Raw genomic sequence first — 18,740 nt, 5'->3', positions numbered from 1 at the left:
CGCCACCTTGGGGGGCGGACCTGGGGAGCGGGAAGAATAGCCAGAGCTGGGGGGTGGGAGCAAGCTGGGAATGGGAGACGATTGGGGGGCACACCACCTGTCGCACGCCTCACGTTCACCCGGGGTGTTCGTTTTTGTCTGGGAATTGCAGGAATTGAGCCTTTTTTCCCCTCGATTCCAGGTGAATATTGAAGGGTGCGACCTGGAAGCGTGCTGGTGATGCGCCGCTTCGGGGACCTTCCTCCTTCCATCTTGTGAATCCAGTTCGACATGTCCGACAGCCCATCCGACCTGCCCATCCCCCCACCGGTTCCTAGGACTCCTTTCGCCCGGCCGGCCGTCACCCGGGCGATCGATTTGAGCGGAGGAGAGACGGGGGGAGGTGGTAATAGGGACGAAAACGGAAACGTCGCCGGGGTTGGGGGCTTTGACCGGAACAGTGACTCCGGCGAGTTTGAATTGCAGCCCGGCGTCGTCCCTTTGGATCGCGGGTCCGATCCGCAAACCCCTTCGCTCCCGGTGTTGGGGGAATACATCATCCTCGAGCGGATCGGAGCTGGGGGGATGGGGCAAGTCTTTCGGGCAAAGCACCGGACCATGGACCGGGAAGTGGCGTTGAAGATTCTGCCGCAGTCGATGTCCCACGACGCGCTCGCCCGCGAACGTTTCTATGCCGAAGTGCGCGCGACGGCGAAGCTCATGCATCCGAACATCGTCACCGCCTTTGACGCAGGTTGCCATCGATCCGGTGAAGCCCAGGTGCATTTCCTGGTTATGGAACTGATACGAGGTGAGTTGCTATCGCAACGGATCGCAGCGTCAGGGCCAATGTCGACCAGGGAGGTTGTGGAGATTTTAATCCAAGCCGCATCGGCCCTCGACTATGCCCATTCGCTCGGAATCGTTCATCGCGATATCAAACCGAGCAACATGATGTTGACACCGAATGAGACCCTGAAGATTCTCGATTTCGGCCTTGCGGTGCTGCGAGATCGAATCGAGAGCGCCAAGGACCGCACGCGTTCGCAAATCATTGGGACCGTGGAGTTCATGGCTCCCGAACAAATCAATGCACCGGATCAAGTCGATCATCGTTGCGATCTTTATTCGCTCGGCGCTACGGTCTTTTATTTGTTGACCGGAAGGCCGATGTTTTCGGGAGAGCTCGTGCAAACTGCATTAGCGCAAGTCCATCGCCGACCGCCTGCGTTGTACGAAGTCCGAGCGGATGTCGACATTCGATTGGATTCGGTTTTCCAGTCCTTGGTGGCAAAGAACCCGGATGAACGGCTTCAGTCGGCGGCGGAGTTGATCGACAAATTGCAGCGATTGAACTTGATGGAAGGTCTGGAGTCTACATCACGGCAAGGTGAATCGGTGCTGCCGAAGATTTCGCCGATTCGCCCTACCGATTTTGGGCTTGCGCCGTCCACTTCACAAAGGCAGTTAGCAGGCATCGGCATCGAATTGGGGATGATCCACTCGCGGGTGAGCTACATCGATCGCGAGCACAAGGTAGAAGAGGTCCCTGTCGACGGGGAATCTACAGCACTGCGCAATATGCTTTACAGCGATGGAAATCGGGTCGCAGTGGGGGCGCAGGCCGCGGAGCTTCGGGCGAGCCAACCCGATCGCATCTTCTACGGGATGCAGCGATGGTATGGGTTGCCGTTGCTTGAGCGACCTTTCGGCGGCAGGCAAGTTCCACCGGAGGTATTGGTAGCCGCTGTCGTGCGGCAGATGGTCAATGCCACGCGGCATGTTCTGCCCAGCGCGTCTCACGCGGTCGTGACGGTTCCGGCGTGTTACGATCAGATGCACCGATGGAGCACCAAAACCGCTTGTTCCATCGCGGGGATCGAATTGTTGCAATTGTTGGAAAAGCCTCTGGCGGCGACGTTGGCGCACGTGGAGATCGATTCCAGGTTGGCCAAAACAGCATCGGAGGAAGGGTATCGCCGGACGTTTCTGGTCGCGATGTTGACAGGTTCTTCGTGCGAAGTCTCCGTGGTTCGCGTGGAGGGACTCAAGGTGCAATTGGTCGCGACAGCAGGTGACTGGCGTCGCGGGACGGTCCGATGGCACGACCGCATGGCGAAGAAGATTGCAGGCGAGTTGGAAAAGCGATTTAGTGTGAGCGCACGCGAGGATCGCAACATTGCGTCGCGCATTCAGCGAACGGTGGAACGAACGTTTGAACGGATGCGGGCCGCTTCCGTTGTTCCATTTATTGTCGAGGTTCCCGGTGGGAAGTTCGAGGGGCGGCTCGACAGGAATCGCCCCGAGGAGTGGGTGGACGATTTGGCGAACGACTGCGGCTTGTATGCGAAAGAGGTAGCCGATCGAGTCGGAATCGCACCGGGGGGATTCGATGCCGTTCTTTTGCTAGGTGATTCGCGGTGGTATCCCTCGATTCAAAATGCGCTCGCCCAAGTCGCCGGGCCCACGGTTCCTTTGATCCCTCTCAAATCCAGTCACATCGCCCGAGGCGCGGCCATTCAAGCCGAGTACTTGATGCCTCCCATGGATATCGATTCTCCCCACGCGGTATCCAGCACTGCTTACGATCTCGGCGTCGTGATGCAGGATGCCCATGGCGTCACGGCGCCCCGGATCTTGATTCCCCGAGACAAGCCGTTGTCGTGCCAGGCAACGCGGACGTTGCGGTTCTCCAAAGAAGGGGAAAGGCAGCCGGTCTTGCAGTTTGTGGAGGGTTCCAGACTGGGGAATTCGACTTGGAATAAGCTGGGACGGGTCGACCTGCAGACTTGCTTTGCCGGTCGGCGCTCCTCCGATCCGCTGCAGTTGAGGTTGGAGGTAGATGAAAGCGGCTTTTGGCAAGGGCTGATCCATTGGCCGGGTGGGAACAGTCAGGTTCCGGTCTCTCCGCTGAACGAACCGTTGATGGACGTGGTTTCCATTCGGCAATGGGGAGATTGGTTGGAGTCGTTGATGCTGTGCAATGGCTAAGCGACGGTGGTGCAGCGATGAAGCGACTATGAAGCGACTATGAAGCGACCACGGAACAATCCTGGAGAATCGCCGTGGAGGTCGACCTCCCCCCTGTCAAAAATTAGTGGTTGGGGTCTACGGAGGACTTGGTATTCGCTAAACTGGGAACGATGGCGTGTCTCCATCGATCGCACCCGGCACGGAAGCATTCTCGGACGATTGGCTAGGTGTTTGGGGGCTGAGTTCGTAGACCCATGGAAATCTAACGCGAGGGTAGGCGGAAATGTTGAATCAGTTACCAGTCTTGGACGGTGAACCAACCGCGAAGGCTTGCTGCCGATGGAATCCACTCGCATTGGGGGTTGTCATCGGTCTTTCGATCGCCGCCATCGCAGGTGCCGGCTACGGTATTGGACGATGGAGCCAGGGAATCGAGCAGACGAACCATTGGAATGGGATTCCTCGCGATCGCGTTCCTCCTGAGCTCCTGCAGGCCACCGCGACCCATGGCGGAGCCAATCTGGCGATTGCGACGGGGCAAATCGATGAGAGCTCCGAAGGCTTTTTTGCTCTCGATTTTCTCACCGGGGATCTCAAGTGCTGGGTGTACTACCCTCGGCAGGGTGCGTTCGGCGGGATGTTCTACACCAATGTCCAGGCCCAATTGGGAATGAGCAAGAATCCCGAATATCTCTTGATCACCGGAGCCGCCGAACCCGCGTCGGTTGGGAGCAACATCCGCCCCGCTGCTTGCTTGGTGTACGTCGTCGATACCAAGAGTGGCTTCTTCTCCGCCTACACGATTCCTTGGAACCGAACCTTGGAAAGCTCCAGCGCCATGCAGGGTGGTGCCATGCTCCCCGTCGGTGGAGGCCAAATTCGAGAACCACAAAGCGGGGTCAAGAAACCGATCAATCCGCCGAATGCTAACAAGAATGATCCGAAGAAGCCGGCCGGCGTCGGCCCTGCGTTCCCCAATCCGGCCGGTGGCCCGATGCCAGCTGGTGCTAACCCAGGGGTAAATCCTGCGGCGGATCCGTTTGGGCAGCCCGCAGCCGATCCGTTTGGGAAGGCACCGGGCAACAACCCCAATGCCCCAGTCAATCCACGAAAACCTTAGTCATCGCGCACGCGATTAGAAGTACACCTCCCGAGTATGGCCATCAGCGAATGGGTTAGCGGACGAGTCTTTCGATTCGTCCACGGTAACAACCTCGTTTACAACACTTGCTGGGAAGATCCCCGGCTCGACCGCCAAGCATTGAATTTGACCCAGCAAGACAAAGTGCTGGTCATTACCTCTGCGGGCTGCAACGCCCTCGATTACTTGCTCGCCGGTGCGGGAGAGGTCAATGCCGTGGACATGAATCCTCGGCAAAACGCATTGCTCGAACTGAAGGCTTCCGCCATTCGGAACCTCGACTACGAGCGCTTCTACAAAATGTTCGGCGAGGGCAGGCTTCCTAATGTGGAGTCCATCTACGCGTCGCATTTACGGAAATCGCTTAGCCCGGTCTCGCAGAAGTATTGGGATCGATGGATTCGTTTCTTCGATCATCCCCAAAAGACTTTCTATTTCCGCGGAACGTCCGGTGCTTTTGCGCGGATGGTGGGGACCTACATCGACAAGGTCGCTCGCTGCCGCAAAGAAGTCATGGAGATCCTCGATGCACCGACCTTGCAAGATCAGCAAGAAATCTACGACCGAGTGCGTCATAAGATTTGGTCCAAGTCGCTGAAATTTGCGATGAACCGGGATACCACGCTCAGTATGCTCGGCGTTCCCAAGGCGCAGCGACGCCAAATCGATCAGCAGTACCCCGGCGGCATCGTCCAGTTCGTCGAGGATTCGCTCGAAGCCGTCTTCGCCAAAATTCCGATCCAAGACAATTACTTCTGGCGCGTCTACATCACCGGCTCCTACACGCCGACATGCGCACCGGAATATGTCAAACAAGCCAACTACGAGAAGCTACGAGGTGGTTTGCTTGACCGACTCAAGGTTCACACCAACTCCGTCCAAGGATTCTTGGAGCGACACCAAGGGCAGATCACACGATTTATCCTGCTCGACCATATGGATTGGCTCAGCGATCACTTCTTTCCGTGGTTGGAATCGGAGTGGCAAGCGATCTTGATGCGGGCCGCTCCGCAAACTCGGATCCTTTGGCGATCCGGCGGACTGCGCACCGATTTCATCGACCAAGTCGTCGTTCGCAAGAATGGGGAGTCGGTGAAGATCAGCGAACTGCTGACCTACGACACGGAACTGGCGAATCGACTGCATCAATTGGATCGCGTCCATACATATGGCAGCTTCTACATTGCCGATTTGAAGAATGGATAAAGCGGCACGATTCATGCTGTACCCGTGAACGTGTATTGGTGATCGTGTGTCGATGAGGGTGCATCGATTTGTTCGGTGCGCTACAAGGTTTCAAAAGTTTCTTTCTTTGCGTGGGTTGTCAGCCAATGGTTCATTTGCCGGTGGGGTTTCGTTTTGCAGGCGTTTCGGCAGGGATCAAGACGCGAGCTGGTGCGCGCGATGTGACCCTCATCGTTTCCGATGCTCCATGCATCGCTGCGGGCGTCTACACGACCAATCAAGTCGTCGCGGCACCGGTGGTCATCTCCCGATCCCGAACCCCCTCGAATGCCATTCGGGGAATTGTCGTCAATAGCGGGAACGCGAACGCGTGCACCGGAGCGCAGGGGGATCGAGATGCAATGCGTATGACCGAGCTGGCTGCGCAAGCGATCGATCCGACGGGAGGATTGAAAGGGGAGCAATTCGTCGTCATGAGCACCGGAGTCATCGGACGCTTTTTGCCGATGGAGAAAGTCGAGAAGGGAATCCAAACGGCTGCCAAAGAGTTGGCCGCGACCGAACAAGGTTACCTCAACGCGTGCGATGGAATCCTCACCACCGATATCGCCCGCAAGATCAGCGACCGTCACTTCACGCTTGCTGGACATGAGACTCACATCGCGGGGATGTGCAAAGGAGCTGGGATGATCGGCCCTAAAATGGCGACCATGCTGGCGATCTTGATCACCGACGCACCACTCGAGCCCGGACAAGCCCAACGGCTATTGCAGGCGGCTGCCAACAAGTCCTTTAATTGTATTAGCGTTGAAGGGCACATGAGCACCAACGACTCGTTGGTGCTGTTGGCCGCGCAGCCCACCTCGCAGCGGCCTGCTTTGCAAGGAGCCGAGGAAACCGCATTTGCCGAACAATTGACCAGTCTCGCGATCGAATTGGCCAAGAAGATTCCCGACGATGGGGAAGGAGCCACGCACTTGATCGAGATCCGAGTGCATGGCGCGAACAACGATGCGGATGCCGATGCCATGGCGCGAAGCGTCGCACTGAGCAACTTGGTCAAAACCGCAATCACCGGCGGAGATCCCAACTGGGGACGCATCGTATCGGCGGCAGGCTATGCTGGCGTTCCGATGCGACCTGAGTGGACCGCGCTCCAAATCAATGGGTTGCCACTGTTCGAACGAGGTGAGCCCATCGCGTTTGACGCGGCCACGGTCAGCAGATCGATCCGAGCGAGCAAGCTCACACGGATCGATCTTCAAGTCGGAATGGGGCCCGGGGAAGCCATGCACTGGACGACCGATTTGAATACCGAGTACGTGCGATTCAATTCGGAATACACGACCTAAGATGCGAGCTCCCAGTCTGTAACGCGTTCCTGATTTGTATCGCGCTTACAGTTCTTTGGCTTGCTTCGCCTTGGCAGCGGATTCGGGAGAGAAAATACTATCGACTCCGCTTTGCGATAATCGGACGAGCATGAGCACTGGCTCGTACCGGTTTTCTTGCGTGTAGCTATGCAGAAATTCCGCTCCGAGACCGCAGCGTTCGGCGGTCGGGCCTATCACCAGGCAGTCGCCCCGTTGTAGTTTCAGATGGATGGCCAAGGGAGTAAAGGGGATGGTGTCCCGCTCGGAAACAGGCCTTAGTGCCGCGTCCCGTACGACCACGCGATTGCGATAGTCCCCATGTTCGATCTCCGGAGTGAGTCGCACATCTGCGGTGTAATCGTTTCCGGGGGTGGCCGTGAGGGAAAAGAAGAAGCGAGGGCTGTCGAGCGACCGGCCCTTGAACGTCTGGTCATGGTAGAAGAGCGTCACTCGATCTTGGCTGAGATCGCGGATGGGAATTTCCTTGCGCACTCCCGCGCGGCAACGCCAATGCCGTGCTACAGAGACCACATCGGCGGCGAGCCCGGTCTGTTCGAGCGTATCCCCCTCCATCCGTTTCTCTGTCTCGCTCAACCAAGTTTCCAAAATGCGAGGCAAGCTCCCAGAAATCTTGACGACGCGCATGCCGTTTCGGTCGAGGTTGAGTCGCAACTCCGGGGGCAAGATCTGTTGGTCGGCCAGACTCCAGAGTTCTGCCGATTGCTCGACTTGTTCCGGTTTGAGTCGGATCAAATACGTTTCGATCGCGACCGCTTCGTCGGATAACGGTGGCGTCTTGATCCCAGCCTCGATCGGTCGCGGCTGCTCCCCGGAAGGAAGCCACGTAGCACAGCCCGATGCGAAACAAAGCGTTGCACTGAAGCAGACAAGCCAGGCTCTAGAAATCATCGCGATCGCAGCGCATTGTCTGCGGGACGGGAGGCTGCATTGGGTACCGTACCCGGTCCGAAGCCGGGAACGCCGGGTTGCCCGGCCGGATTCATGGCGCCAGCTGGAGTTCCAACCGGGATTCCGGCGGGTTGTGCACCGTTATTGGCTTGCAGACTGTTCTCCATTCCAGGTGGTACGTACTCGCGCGTTTCTTCGGTCCATCCTGCAGGGAGCTTCAATGGGATGAACTCCTTCAAGAAGATCGCTTCGCCGAGCTTTTGCCATGCCGATGCGTTCTTCTCACGCGTGGTGAACTCGTAGTGTTCGCGGCTATCGACCAGTGGTTTGCCTGGTTCATCGACGTGATCTGGATTGAATTTGATCAAGTGGACGGGGAGGAACTGCTCGCGATCGAGGTAGACCAAAACGTGGTCGTAGTTCACTGCGTCTTGCTGGGTTTTCGGATAAGCCTCGATGACGAAGAGATCGTTGTTCGGGGTGCCATCGGGCTTGGTCGGTGGAGGCAAGGCTCGTAGCCAATAGCGCTCCTTCAGCTTCTTGGCCTCGACACCGAAGAGGAACGGCATAGGGGATTCGAGAATACCAATTCCCTGCATCTCCTTAGGAATCGTAAAGTGCGTGACCTTCTTTTCCTTCCGATCGTAATTGTGAACGGTGCCCCCGTCGCAGATCCAGTAATCGCCAAAGAGCGAGTCGGAGGCGAGCATTTCCGGTTGATTCTTCGCATCGAGCTTGCCGGTCAAAGCGACCATGGCATCGATTCGGTACATCCCTTTGTCTGGTTTCATGTAGCGAATGACGCCGGCGCTGACCGTTGTCTTGACATCGGTGACTCGCAGTCCTGTTTGCTGGGCGAGTTGTTGCACGAAGTTTGCATTGGAGTTGTATTCGTATCGACGAAACTCGCAGGAGAGTCGCTCCAGGTTCTTGGTGCTCTGCTCCCAAAACTTGAGCAAATCGTCCAGGTACGCAGCTTCCTGCGCCGTCAAGGGCTTGTCCGCGTACGGGTCCTTGGTCACGACGGGATCGAGCCCCGAAGCTGGGGGGGCGGTGTTGGGGCGTTGTAATCCCGGATTGTAAAGCGGGTTCGGGGTGTTTGGGTTGGCAGCGTTGTTGGTGGAAACGGGAATCGTCCCGGCAGCACCTGGCTGTTGAGAAGCCTGGGGATTGGTATTACCAGGGCGTGCACCTGAGGTGTTGTAGCCTTGCTGGCCGAATAGCGATGTTCCGCTGCTGGCAATAACGCAAGCGAGTGTGCAAGTTCCGATCCAGCGATTCCAAGTTTTCATTTGTGTCGATTCCATGACGGGCTTGGCCAACTCCGAGCATCATGCTCGGGCGATTGCGGGCGAGGATAGCAACTTGGTCCTGTGCATCCTAGATCGCTTTTGCCGATTGTAGGGATTCAGGGTTTTGGAGCGGTGTGATTTTTTGGGTTGGGCAAAGGCTGACGTGGATTCCAAGTGCTAGCTTTTCGCGGTTCCTTTTCTTTTCGCACGTATTGAGCATCGCGATGGTTTTCTTTGCCCCACCCTATATTCCCATGTCGGCGAGCGTTTCACCTGCATTCGGGACATCCGGGGCTGAGCCGGCGCTGGATTCCTACTCCATCGCGGGATTGCCGAAGCTTTTCGCCGATCGGCCTACGAAGACGATTGGGGCGTTGCATTTGATCAATGGCGAGCACTTTTCGGGTGCAGAGCGCGTTCAGCAACATTTAGGAAAGAAGCTCCCGGAGCAGGCCGTCGACGCCCATTTCGTTTGCTTGAAGCCGGGCAAGTTCCCGGAGATGTCCGGGCTGCCCAGTTCGCATATTTGGTCGGCCCCGATGCATTCGCGGTGCGACGTTTCGGTTTTTGGGCAAGTCGCTGCGATCGCCGACCGCGTGAAGGCGGATCTATTGCATGCCCACACCCCTCGGACCGCGATGATCGCGAGTTGGGTGTCTCGACGAACTGGATTGCCGTGGGTGTTTCACGTTCATTCACCTACGGCTCGCGATTCGACGCGGTGGGGAATCAATCGATTGAACGATTGGATCGAACGCTTCTCCTTATTGAATTGTGATCACATTATTACCGTCTCCAAGTCGCTACGGCGCGAGATCCTGTCGCGCGGCGTTTCCCGTTTTCAAGTGACTTGCGTTCCCAACGGCGTGACTGTTCAAGAGCCGATCGATCCCTTTGCTCGCATCAATCGCGAGACGTGGAAGCTCGGAATGGTAGCGCTCGTTCGACCTCGCAAGGGGATAGAAGTTCTGTTGCATGCGATGGCGAAGCTCGGGCACGCCGATTCCGTTCACGGAGAGCCTCGAGTCACGCTCGATGTCATTGGACCGTTTGAAACGGCGGAATACGAAGCCCAAATCATGTCTATGGTGCGGGAGCTGGGATTGGAACGCATCGTTCGATTCCTTGGCTTTCGTCGCGACATTCCCGAAGTGATGAGGGGGCTCGATGCCATGGTCCTCCCGAGCTTGTTTGGCGAAGGGATGCCGATGGTGGTTCTCGAGGCGATGGCCGTGGGCGTTCCCGTGATTGCCACCCGTGTGGAGGGGACCCCGGAAGTGATTCGCCACGGCGAGGAGGGGCTGCTGGCGGAACCGCAGGATCCCGAATCCTTGGCGCAAGCCATTACGGAATTCATGGCCAGTCGAAGCCGCTGGACCGAAATGAGCCAGCGAGCGGTCGCACGACAGAGAGATCATTTCTCCGATACCCACATGGCGATGATGACGGCCCAAGTCTATCGGCGAATCGTCGGATAGTTCATCGTCGGATCGTTAAGAGAGTCGTGGAGGGATTGCGACTCCCTTAAATTTGCCGGTTCGGTAAACTAATTGGTTCTGAATTAGCCACTTGCCAACGGTAGAACCATGACCGATCTCGATATCCATCAGCAGTTGAAGTCCGCTCTCGAAAGCTTTATCGATCCCGAAACAGGGAAAGGGGTTGGGCCCAGCGGTCAAGTCGGGGATTGCACGGTGAGCGGTGGAGTGGTTTCTTGCCGCTATAGCATTTCCTCTATGATGAAGCCGATCGCGGAAGAACTGGCGGATCGATTGAAGGGGCATATCATGGCGCATGTCCCCGGGGTGCAGGACGTGCAGGTCAAGGTTGAGTCGCTGTACAAACCGGCGCCGCCGATTGGACAAATCGGACTGCGTGCAAAGTGTGTGATCGCAGTCGCTGCCGGCAAAGGGGGGGTCGGAAAGAGCTCTTTGGCTGCATCGATCGCGCTGACCTTGGAGAAGCTCGGCTCCAAAGTGGGCTTGATGGACGCGGATGTCTACGGTCCCAGCATCCCACACCTGTTAGGCTTGGAGGGACGGCCTGAGATCGTCGACGGAAAGATTCAGCCCATTTGCTCCGGGACCATGCCGGTGATGTCGATGGGCTTTCTCGTCGGAAAAGACCAAGCCGTCGTATGGCGTGGCCCCATGTTGCACGGTTCGATCACCCAGTTCCTGCGCGACACCGCTTGGGGAGAACTCGACTACTTGATCATCGACATGCCTCCCGGCACGGGGGACGTCGCACTCACCCTGTCGCAACTATTGCCGCTGACAGGAACGGTGATCGTTTGCACACCGCAAGAGGTCGCGTTGCTCGATGCAGGGAAAGCGATCGCGATGTTTGAAAAGACCAGCGTCCCCGTTCTGGGGATCGTGGAGAACATGAGCGGGTTCACCGATCCAGAAACCGGTAAAACCTACGAGATCTTTGGCAAGGGAGGAGCACGGGCCAAGGCAGAGGAACTGGGAGTTCCTTTTCTAGGAGAAGTCCCAATTCAAATCGCATTTCGAAGGGAATCGGACGAAGGTCGACTCGCGGAAGCATTGAAAGATCCCCAGCTATCCAAGCCGTTTGAGAACGTTTGCCGCGGATTGGTCCGGTCGATATCCACGCGGTTTGCAAAACAGGCGCAGTCCGCACCATTACCCTTGCTGCAGTAGGTTTTCATGATCGAGGGACTCAAGGTTGGCGATCGAGCCGAGTTGACTTGGACGGTCGGCAGCGAGCACACCATCCATCTCGGTGCGAACCGAAATGGGTTTGGCGATGGTGGCAAGGGGATGCGCCGAAGTGCGGTAGTCTTTTCGACCCCCAATATGATTCTCTTGATGGAGCGCGCGGCGAGGAAAGCGATCGAGCCGTATTTGGAAGTGGGCGAAGAGTCGGTCGGCGCGCAGGTGCATGTCGATCACTTGGCGGCAACTCCCATCGGAGCTCAAGTAACGGCATTCGCTCAAGTCACGGCCATTCAAGGCCGGGCGGTCGATTTCGACGTGACGGCATTTGATGAACGAGAATTGATTGGCAAGGGGACGCACCGAAGAATGGTCGTTTCGCTCGATCGCATCGCCGACCGGCTTGTGCAAAAGACTCCTACCCATCGAAATGGAACATTGATTCCTATGCTTGCGACCCCTCAATCAGGCGATCTACCGAGTCTTGCTACGCTTCAGGTCGCACTAGAGGATCGAGTGGCCAAGGTCCTCCTCAATCGCCCGGAGCGTCGCAACGCGGTCGACCTGCAGATGACCCGAGATTGGGAGGATCTGAATGCTTGGCTGGCAGGTCATCCTGACATTCGCGTCGTGATCATCCAGGGGGCTGCCGACACGTTTTGCTCGGGGGACGATGTTCGGGAGGTAGGGGATCTGTCCCTCGATATGGCGAGGGAATTGAGTTACAGGCAGGCCAGGATGTATCTCAGCTGGGAGAATCTCCCTCAGATTTTCATCGCGGCGGTAGATGGGAACGCGCTCGGGGCAGGCTGCGTGATGGCTTGCTCCTGTGATTTTCGCATTGCGACGTATCAGGCGACATTTGGCATGCCTGAGATCTTGCTCGGGTGGTCTCCCGGCTATGGATTGTCGCAATTGACGGCACTGATTGGGAAAGCCAAGGCGTTGGAACTGTGCACCCTCGGGGGACCGATCACGGCCCAGCAAGCGATGAATTGGGGATTGGTATATCGACTTGTTACGAGACAGCAACTCTCGACCGCCACCTCGGAGCTAGCCCAAAAGCTGCTTGCCTTACCCCCCATGGCCTTGCGCGAGACCAAGCGGCTGATTCATCAGGATGAAGGAACGCAGGTCAAATCGACCTATGTTGCGGACACCCAGGCTTACGTGGAATGCTTGGGTACCGACGATGCGCGAGAGGGGATTCTCGCATTTCTGGAAAAACGCTCCGCCAACTTTTCGCGGTAGACAGATTCAACCAGTACAAGGTTTCTGGCTCGATCGGCCCGATTGGAGGCGTGATGAGTCGGTGAATCGACTTGTTCGTGTTGATCTATTCAATCTCGGTTTCGAGGGCAGATACCTCGTTGCTTGAAATATTGAATCTCGCTGCAGCGATACCATCGATTTGTATCCGTGTTCACGAGAGGCCTGACCAACTCGGTCGGTCCCTCGTCTCCCCGAAATCAAGTCTCTGCATCTATGTTTGACCAAACCAGCGTTTATCTGCTCCTCGTTGTCTTTGCAACCGGCCTGTTCATCTCCGCCCGGGGGACATGGCGTGTTGTTTCGAAGAGTGCCGTCGCTGGGGGGTGGTTGGATAAGCTGACCTTGGGGTTGTATGTCATCTCCCTCGGTTTCATGGCTTTTGAATGGTTGGGGGAAAGTTATTTGATGCGGACTGGACTTTCACGAGCGATCTTCGGGAGCCTTGGATTCGTCGCATGGATGGGGGCTGTCCTGGCTGCTGCGAAAACGCTCCTGGGGAAGCCAACCCAAAACTGGGTTTGGGGAGGGAGCGCTGCGTTGATGATTCTGATCGGGTGCGGCGTGTCGATCTGGTCGTACGAGCGATATTCACGGCTCTTCAATCACTTTGTCGTGTTCAATATCGATGCTTGCATCGGCCAGGTGATGCCATCCGATGCGTTCAAGGGCTACGCCGACAACGGGGAGGAAGTCGAGCTTTTTCAATTTAACACCGACGATCGCGTCTTCTCGGAGTTCGCTTCCCAATTCTCGATCCGTTATGCCCGGTTTGAAAACGCATTGATTCAAACGGCGGACGCAGACAAACAAGCCAATTGCCATGGATGGGTTTTCACAAACGGAAAGTTTCTGCTTCGCGGGACCGGCGTGGAGACAATCCTGCGATCCAACCAATATCGCTTGGTGACCGAGCCTCAAGCCAACGATATCGTGATCTACCGAGATGTGACCGGAAAGATCTTGCATACGGCTCTCGTGCAAGCGGTGTTGGGAGATGGTACCGTCATCGCCGAGAGCAAGTGGGGGATCGACAAACGGGTCCTGCATCGTCCGGAGGATCAGCCCTACTCCAACCGTCTCCAGTACTACCGCACCGATCGGCTCTCTCACAGCATCCGAATCGTCGAGTCGCAACCTGCCGCGGAAGAAAAGGTCCATCTGACTTCCGCAAAGTAAGAGTCTTACCGAGGACCATTCGCTGCTTTGACGCCAGTCGCGGTTTCCGGTGGTCTTCAGATAGACTCGAAATGGCAACACAGCCAGAATGCCAATCGGTCGCCTGGTGAGACCATCCATTGGTCAAACGGCCAGCTTTTTAAACGATGGCTTGCTCAAGCTGCCCGGCTTCATCTGGCTGGTCTGAAGCGGATGCACAGCATTTGGAAGCGAGCGACTCGAAGCTGAACTCCAGTTGTTCGCTGGGCCGGGAGTGTTTGAACTCCTTGTAGAGCAGGCTTGGCTGAACGTCGTGATTGTGCTGGTATTTTTCGCTGCAGTACTCGTGGATCTGGCCGGTGACTTCGTGGAAGAAGATCTGGCAGATGCGAAGGCCAGCGTAGATGCGAACCGGTTGGACTGCGAACATTTCAATGGTCCAGTGGCCGCAGAAGCCCGCGTCGCCGAAACCGGACGAGCAATGGACAAAGAGTCCCAATCTCGCGATCGAGCTGCGACCTTCAATCATCGGCACCAAGTTGTGGGTTTCGGTGTGCTCGATGGTCCGGCCCAAATAGATTTGGCCAGGGCTGAGAATGATCCCTTCGTCGGGAATAGCGATTCGACGGAATCGGTTGGGCTGCTTGGCGTCGAGGACCACTTCTTCGTAGACCAGCAGTTCGTGGTGCAGCGAAAGGTTGTAGCTGTTCGGGTTGAGACACTCCTCGTCGAAAGGAGTGATCCGAATATCGCTGTCCAGCCGGTTACGAATTTCTTGGCCCGAAAGAATCATCGCAATCGCCTTTGAGAAAGTGTTGGGACCAGCGAGAGCCGACCCATGAGTTCACCTTCTTCAAGATAACAGCTTGGGTGGTCTTCGATCCACCACCCAAGCCAGAAATTTGCAAGCTTTGTCCCGATTGGTTATCGAGCCCAGCGTTTGGTTATGCCCCCATCAGCAAACCGCATTCTTTCGCCAATCGCTTTCGGGCGACGTGCAATCGACGCTTGATCGTTCCCACCGGGGCATCGAACGAATCGGCCATCTCCACCAGGCTTTGACCATCCAGATAGAACGCGATCAGGGTCGCTCGATCCAGTTCTCCCAATCGGTCTAATCCGACGTGGACCTGGGTCGTTCGCTCGTTGGACAAAACGGCGTCGATGGGTTCCCGATCATCGGACAAGGTTGCCTCGAGGACTTCATGGTCGATCGCCGTCGGTTTGGGTCTTCGGGTCAATCGGTTGATAGCCATGCGGTGCACAATTTGTCGGAGCCATCCGGCGAAGGCCTCTGGGGTTTGCAATTGGTCGATCCGTCGAAAGGCTTGGATGAAAACATCTTGGCACAATTCTTGAGCTTCATCCCAGTTTCCGAGTCGCTTGTAAGCGATCGACAGGATGTGCTGTTGGAATCGGCTATAGAGTTGGTCCATAGCATCGCGGTCGCCGCATTGGGCAGCCTGTACCAATTCTCGGACGGTGTATTCTCGGACAGAGCAAGTGGTTGGTTCGAAATCACATTCAGCGATAGACATCGATTGGAATCTCTCTATTAGCCTTTTCGAGCCCGCGATGCGAAGGGATCTTCAGCAATCGAAGCGAAAAGGGGTGCTTGTTGGGATGGCCGCGAGAGAGACCAGGCGCTCAGAGAGCTCATTCCTTGGACGTGGCGGAAAGGGATCCGTCGACGTTCAGTGAGATGGCTCTATCCAAGCGGAACGGGATCGAAGCGGAGTCGGCGAGGGTGCCGCTGCTCTGGACACAAGCCAGAACATCGGGTGCTGCCGAATAGGGTGCTGCGAGCCGTTGGCTTCTTCGCGGTGTCGCCGTTGGGTACGGTGGGGAATGTTCAGCTCTGGCGATCGATTGCTGGCATTCCGTTAACCGCTCTACCGAGAGCGGTTACTGGGGGTCGGATAAGGAATTGGCTGATGGACTGGCTGCAATTGCATGCCAGAGCGCATCCGCCATCCGGAGCCCCAAGAGTAAAACTCGGGGCGTTCTAGCCCTATCGATTTACTCGTCGTACCAAGCGTGCGTGTATGGAGATGACGCAAAAGGAGCGATGCGTTGACCACTGCTACCAACGCGCAATCTCGCACTACGGCGACTGCATTGACACATCGTTGAGCAATATTCACTTGACGCATGACATCCTCCCGTCGTCGTTTGACGCACTTTGAGAGATTCCTCGAAACAAAAAAGGTGACCATGATTACTTGTTTACAGGTCACCTGTCGCCACGGCTTGACGGCCATGTGCGGGATCAGACTATGGTATCGTAGGTTTGGTTCGGAGGAAAACTTTTATTTTTTGGAAATCATGGAAAACGAAGCCCCCATCAGACTGCCTGCCGTATCCCCCGTTCCCATGATCCGCTTGTCCGCGCGGCATCGAACGGCTGCGGCTCGCCGGCTCCGGAACGTCTCGGCCGGCTGGTGGGCGATCGTGCTGACATGGTTGTCTGGGATTTTTTGGCTGTCTGGAGGTTTTCTCGACGCCAAAGCGCAGGGTTGGCAAGGGGCAGGTGAAGTGGTCGGCGATCGGTCGGCAACGTTGCTACCGGTGGAACTTCCCCTCGACGCAGGGGGGGAGCAGCGACTTCTATCTTCCTTGGAAAGCTTGGCAAACCGGCCGACGGGGGCCGATCGGCAGATTGTCGTCCTCGAGTTTCGGCGAGCCGTTTCGACATCGGCCGCGGGAGGAGAGGAGACCGTCTTGGGGCGTGGAACGCCCTTCGAGCGCGCGCTGTCGGTCGCGCGGTGGTTGGCGGGGCCGCGCGGTGCTCGTCTTCAAACGGTTGCATTTCTTCCCGAGTCCATCGCTGGACACGCGGTATTGATTGCTTTGGGATGTGAGGAGATTGCCATGCCTTTAGACGCCGAGTTCGGGCAAGCGGGAATCGAGGAGGTCACGCTCGACGCGACGGTTCGGCAAGCCTATCTCGACATCGCAAGCCGTCGCGGCAACGTCCTTCCGGCCGCAGCAGTCCTCTCCATGCTCGACCCGAGCGAGCCCCTGACTCGCATCGACCATGTCGATGGAAAGATCGAATACGTCACCGCCTCGCAACTCGCAGAACGCGAGCGGAAAGCGGGTGAATGGAAAGAGGAGCAGTTGGTTCCGAACAATCAACTTGGATGGTTCCGGGGCCAAGAGCTTCGGAGTTGGCGGTGGATCGCTTACGCGGCCAGCGATCGCGAGCAATTGGCTAGCGCCCTGCGATTGACAAAGCCGCCGATCGAGCAGCCGACGTTTGACGGCCCGCGCGTGGTGGTCCGAACGCAGTTGTCTGGCATTCTCAGCCCTCGCCACGTGGATCGCATGTTGCGAGCTCTGGAGCAGGGGCTGGCCGATGGCAAAGCGAACCTCGTATTGATCGAACTCGATACCCCAGGAGGCAGCTTGGTCGAGAGCCTGCGGTTGGCGCATTACTTGGCGGAGATACCTGCGACCAAGGCGGAGGTGGTCTGTTACATCCGGAATGCGGCGCGCGGGGATGCAGCGTTGGTCGCTCTCGCGTGCGATGCGTTGTTCATGCATCCCAACGCAGTGCTGGGCGGTCCGGGAGAAGCTTCGATTTCCCCCGAGCAATGTTTGGAGCAGCGGCCATCGATCGAATCGCTGGCCCGTTCGAGCGGTCGGAGTGTCGGCGAGCTTCTCGGCTGCCTTTCCAACGAGATTCCCATTTTCGAGTACACCGCATTCGATGGCCGTTCGCAATGGAATAGCCCTGAATGGTTAGTGGACGATCCGCAGGTGGCGCAATGGACCCAAGGAGCTCCGGTATCGTTTGAAGGTGGATTGACGTTCGATGAAGCCCGCGAGTTGCGATTGGTGGTTGATAGCCCTGAGTCGATCGAATTGGTAGGAAGCCGATATGGAGTCGAGACGCTTCCAGTGCCGCTCAAGACCAATGCGACGGAGCAGTTCATCGATTGGTTGGCGAGCCAGCTGTGGATTTCCTTTTTGCTATTCACCATCGGCATTACGGCATTGAGCGCCGAGTTGAGTTCACCTGGAGTGGGATTCCCAGGTATTCTCGCAGCGATCTGTTTTGGACTTTTCTTTTGGCTTCGGTTTTTGGATGGGACCGTCGAGTGGCTGGAAGTGATGTTGATCCTTGGCGGGATCGCTTGTTTGCTGGTCGAGATTTTTTTACTGCCCGGATTCGGTGTCTTCGGAGTCACCGGGCTCGGGATGTTGGCCATCGGTTTGGTCCTGGCCGGACAAACGTTTGTGTGGCCGACCAATGACTACCAACGCGGTCGGTTGGTGCAAGGCTTCGGTCAGATCGGTCTGGTTACCTTTTCCCTGTTGGCTCTAGGCATTCTCTTTCGAAAGCAGATTGCGAACTCCCCCTTTGTTCGATGGATGGTGTTGCCCCCTCCTGCAAGGGATGTCGATCGAGAGAAAAAGCAAGAGGTCGAAGCGGAAGTCCGCGCCTTCGTCGGTTGGAAAGGAATGACCACCACGCGATGCAATCCTCATGGAAGGGCAATGGTTGGCGATCGGATGTGGAACGTTGTTTGCGAAGAAGGTTGGATCGACGAGGATACGGAAGTGGTCGTCGTTGCTGCCAAGGATCAGCAGCTCGTGGTTCGCAAGAACGGATAGCGTCCGAAGACGAATCGTTCCCATGTCAAAAGCTTGACTGGCAGCGCGTTAAAAACTTTATGCCAACTTTTAACATTGGGAATGCTGTCCATCGGGGCACTCCACTGTGTATCCTGTTGGGGGTTATCCTGTTTGGGATTCCTCACTTAAACCAGGACCA

At 56.8% G+C, this 18,740-nt stretch carries 13 protein-coding genes; 9 read left to right on the top strand and 4 right to left on the bottom strand.

Annotated elements, in window-relative coordinates; translation table 11 throughout:
- Positions 1-270: 270 nt before the first annotated feature.
- From SH467x_RS08405 to argJ, 4 genes are all read left to right on the top strand, one after another.
- Positions 271-2,970, top strand: coding sequence for a protein kinase domain-containing protein (locus SH467x_RS08405; protein WP_482370828.1), 2,700 nt, complete (start codon positions 271-273; stop codon positions 2,968-2,970).
- 265 nt (positions 2,971-3,235) lie between these two features.
- A complete protein-coding gene (locus tag SH467x_RS08400) occupies positions 3,236-4,072 on the top strand; it encodes a hypothetical protein (protein WP_482370827.1) in 837 nt (278 codons plus the stop codon).
- A 36-nt stretch (positions 4,073-4,108) separates the two neighbouring features.
- Positions 4,109-5,299: a BtaA family protein gene (locus tag SH467x_RS08395; protein WP_482370826.1), complete on the top strand. Its 1,191-nt coding sequence runs from the start codon at positions 4,109-4,111 to the stop codon at positions 5,297-5,299.
- 125 nt (positions 5,300-5,424) lie between these two features.
- Positions 5,425-6,630 carry a bifunctional glutamate N-acetyltransferase/amino-acid acetyltransferase ArgJ gene (argJ, locus tag SH467x_RS08390; protein WP_482370825.1) on the top strand — a complete coding sequence of 402 codons (1,206 nt, stop codon included), beginning with the start codon at positions 5,425-5,427 and terminating at the stop codon, positions 6,628-6,630.
- 45 nt (positions 6,631-6,675) lie between these two features.
- On the opposite strand, the gene SH467x_RS08385 is transcribed toward argJ, so the two are convergent.
- A complete protein-coding gene (locus SH467x_RS08385) occupies positions 6,676-7,560 on the bottom strand; it encodes a hypothetical protein (protein ID WP_482370824.1) in 885 nt (294 codons plus the stop codon).
- Positions 7,557-8,852, bottom strand: coding sequence for a TIGR03009 domain-containing protein (locus tag SH467x_RS08380; protein WP_482370823.1), 1,296 nt, complete (start codon positions 8,850-8,852; stop codon positions 7,557-7,559). Before SH467x_RS08380 ends, SH467x_RS08385 begins: the two co-directional genes overlap by 4 nt.
- Before the next feature lie 224 nt (positions 8,853-9,076).
- Here SH467x_RS08380 and SH467x_RS08375 point away from each other — a divergent pair, with 224 nt between their 5' ends.
- From SH467x_RS08375 to SH467x_RS08360, 4 genes are all read left to right on the top strand, one after another.
- Positions 9,077-10,330, top strand: coding sequence for a glycosyltransferase family 4 protein (locus tag SH467x_RS08375; protein ID WP_482370822.1), 1,254 nt, complete (start codon positions 9,077-9,079; stop codon positions 10,328-10,330).
- 108 nt (positions 10,331-10,438) lie between these two features.
- Positions 10,439-11,518 carry an Mrp/NBP35 family ATP-binding protein gene (locus tag SH467x_RS08370; protein WP_482370821.1) on the top strand — a complete coding sequence of 360 codons (1,080 nt, stop codon included), beginning with the start codon at positions 10,439-10,441 and terminating at the stop codon, positions 11,516-11,518.
- A 6-nt stretch (positions 11,519-11,524) separates the two neighbouring features.
- Positions 11,525-12,784, top strand: coding sequence for a thioesterase, FlK family (locus SH467x_RS08365; protein WP_482370820.1), 1,260 nt, complete (start codon positions 11,525-11,527; stop codon positions 12,782-12,784).
- A gap of 234 nt (positions 12,785-13,018) precedes the next feature.
- Positions 13,019-13,981: a hypothetical protein gene (locus tag SH467x_RS08360; protein ID WP_482370819.1), complete on the top strand. Its 963-nt coding sequence runs from the start codon at positions 13,019-13,021 to the stop codon at positions 13,979-13,981.
- A 139-nt stretch (positions 13,982-14,120) separates the two neighbouring features.
- Here SH467x_RS08360 and dcd read toward each other — a convergent pair whose 3' ends face one another.
- The gene (dcd, locus tag SH467x_RS08355; RefSeq protein WP_482370818.1) at positions 14,121-14,753 is read right to left on the bottom strand and encodes a dCTP deaminase; all 633 of its coding nucleotides are present in this window, start codon (positions 14,751-14,753) and stop codon (positions 14,121-14,123) included.
- 151 nt (positions 14,754-14,904) lie between these two features.
- A complete protein-coding gene (locus SH467x_RS08350) occupies positions 14,905-15,498 on the bottom strand; it encodes an RNA polymerase sigma factor (protein ID WP_482370817.1) in 594 nt (197 codons plus the stop codon).
- 787 nt (positions 15,499-16,285) lie between these two features.
- On the opposite strand from SH467x_RS08350, the gene SH467x_RS08345 reads away from it, so the two are divergent.
- Positions 16,286-18,580 carry an NfeD family protein gene (locus tag SH467x_RS08345; RefSeq protein ID WP_482370816.1) on the top strand — a complete coding sequence of 765 codons (2,295 nt, stop codon included), beginning with the start codon at positions 16,286-16,288 and terminating at the stop codon, positions 18,578-18,580.
- The last annotated feature ends 160 nt before the right edge of the window (positions 18,581-18,740 follow it).

Source organism: Brakhagea slesvicensis (assembly GCF_052161625.1).
Taxonomy (GTDB): Bacteria; Planctomycetota; Planctomycetia; order Pirellulales; family Pirellulaceae; genus JBKCUI01.
The sequence above is the reverse complement of the archived record's forward strand: the minus strand, read 5'-3'. Positions and strand labels throughout refer to the sequence as shown.

Excerpts from the sequence above, each read along its gene's own strand:
- SH467x_RS08395 (WP_482370826.1), top strand. The coding sequence starts at position 4,109 with ATGGCCATCAGCGAATGGGTTAGCGGACGAGTCTTTCGATTCGTCCAC.
- SH467x_RS08380 (WP_482370823.1), bottom strand. The coding sequence starts at position 8,852 with ATGAAAACTTGGAATCGCTGGATCGGAACTTGCACACTCGCTTGCGTT.
- SH467x_RS08350 (WP_482370817.1), bottom strand. The coding sequence starts at position 15,498 with ATGTCTATCGCTGAATGTGATTTCGAACCAACCACTTGCTCTGTCCGA.
- dcd (WP_482370818.1), bottom strand. The coding sequence starts at position 14,753 with ATGATTCTTTCGGGCCAAGAAATTCGTAACCGGCTGGACAGCGATATT.
- argJ (WP_482370825.1), top strand. The coding sequence starts at position 5,425 with ATGGTTCATTTGCCGGTGGGGTTTCGTTTTGCAGGCGTTTCGGCAGGG.
- SH467x_RS08365 (WP_482370820.1), top strand. The coding sequence starts at position 11,525 with ATGATCGAGGGACTCAAGGTTGGCGATCGAGCCGAGTTGACTTGGACG.
- SH467x_RS08370 (WP_482370821.1), top strand. The coding sequence starts at position 10,439 with ATGACCGATCTCGATATCCATCAGCAGTTGAAGTCCGCTCTCGAAAGC.
- SH467x_RS08385 (WP_482370824.1), bottom strand. The coding sequence starts at position 7,560 with ATGATTTCTAGAGCCTGGCTTGTCTGCTTCAGTGCAACGCTTTGTTTC.
- SH467x_RS08360 (WP_482370819.1), top strand. The coding sequence starts at position 13,019 with ATGTTTGACCAAACCAGCGTTTATCTGCTCCTCGTTGTCTTTGCAACC.
- SH467x_RS08400 (WP_482370827.1), top strand. The coding sequence starts at position 3,236 with ATGTTGAATCAGTTACCAGTCTTGGACGGTGAACCAACCGCGAAGGCT.
- SH467x_RS08375 (WP_482370822.1), top strand. The coding sequence starts at position 9,077 with ATGGTTTTCTTTGCCCCACCCTATATTCCCATGTCGGCGAGCGTTTCA.
- SH467x_RS08345 (WP_482370816.1), top strand. The coding sequence starts at position 16,286 with ATGGAAAACGAAGCCCCCATCAGACTGCCTGCCGTATCCCCCGTTCCC.
- SH467x_RS08405 (WP_482370828.1), top strand. The coding sequence starts at position 271 with ATGTCCGACAGCCCATCCGACCTGCCCATCCCCCCACCGGTTCCTAGG.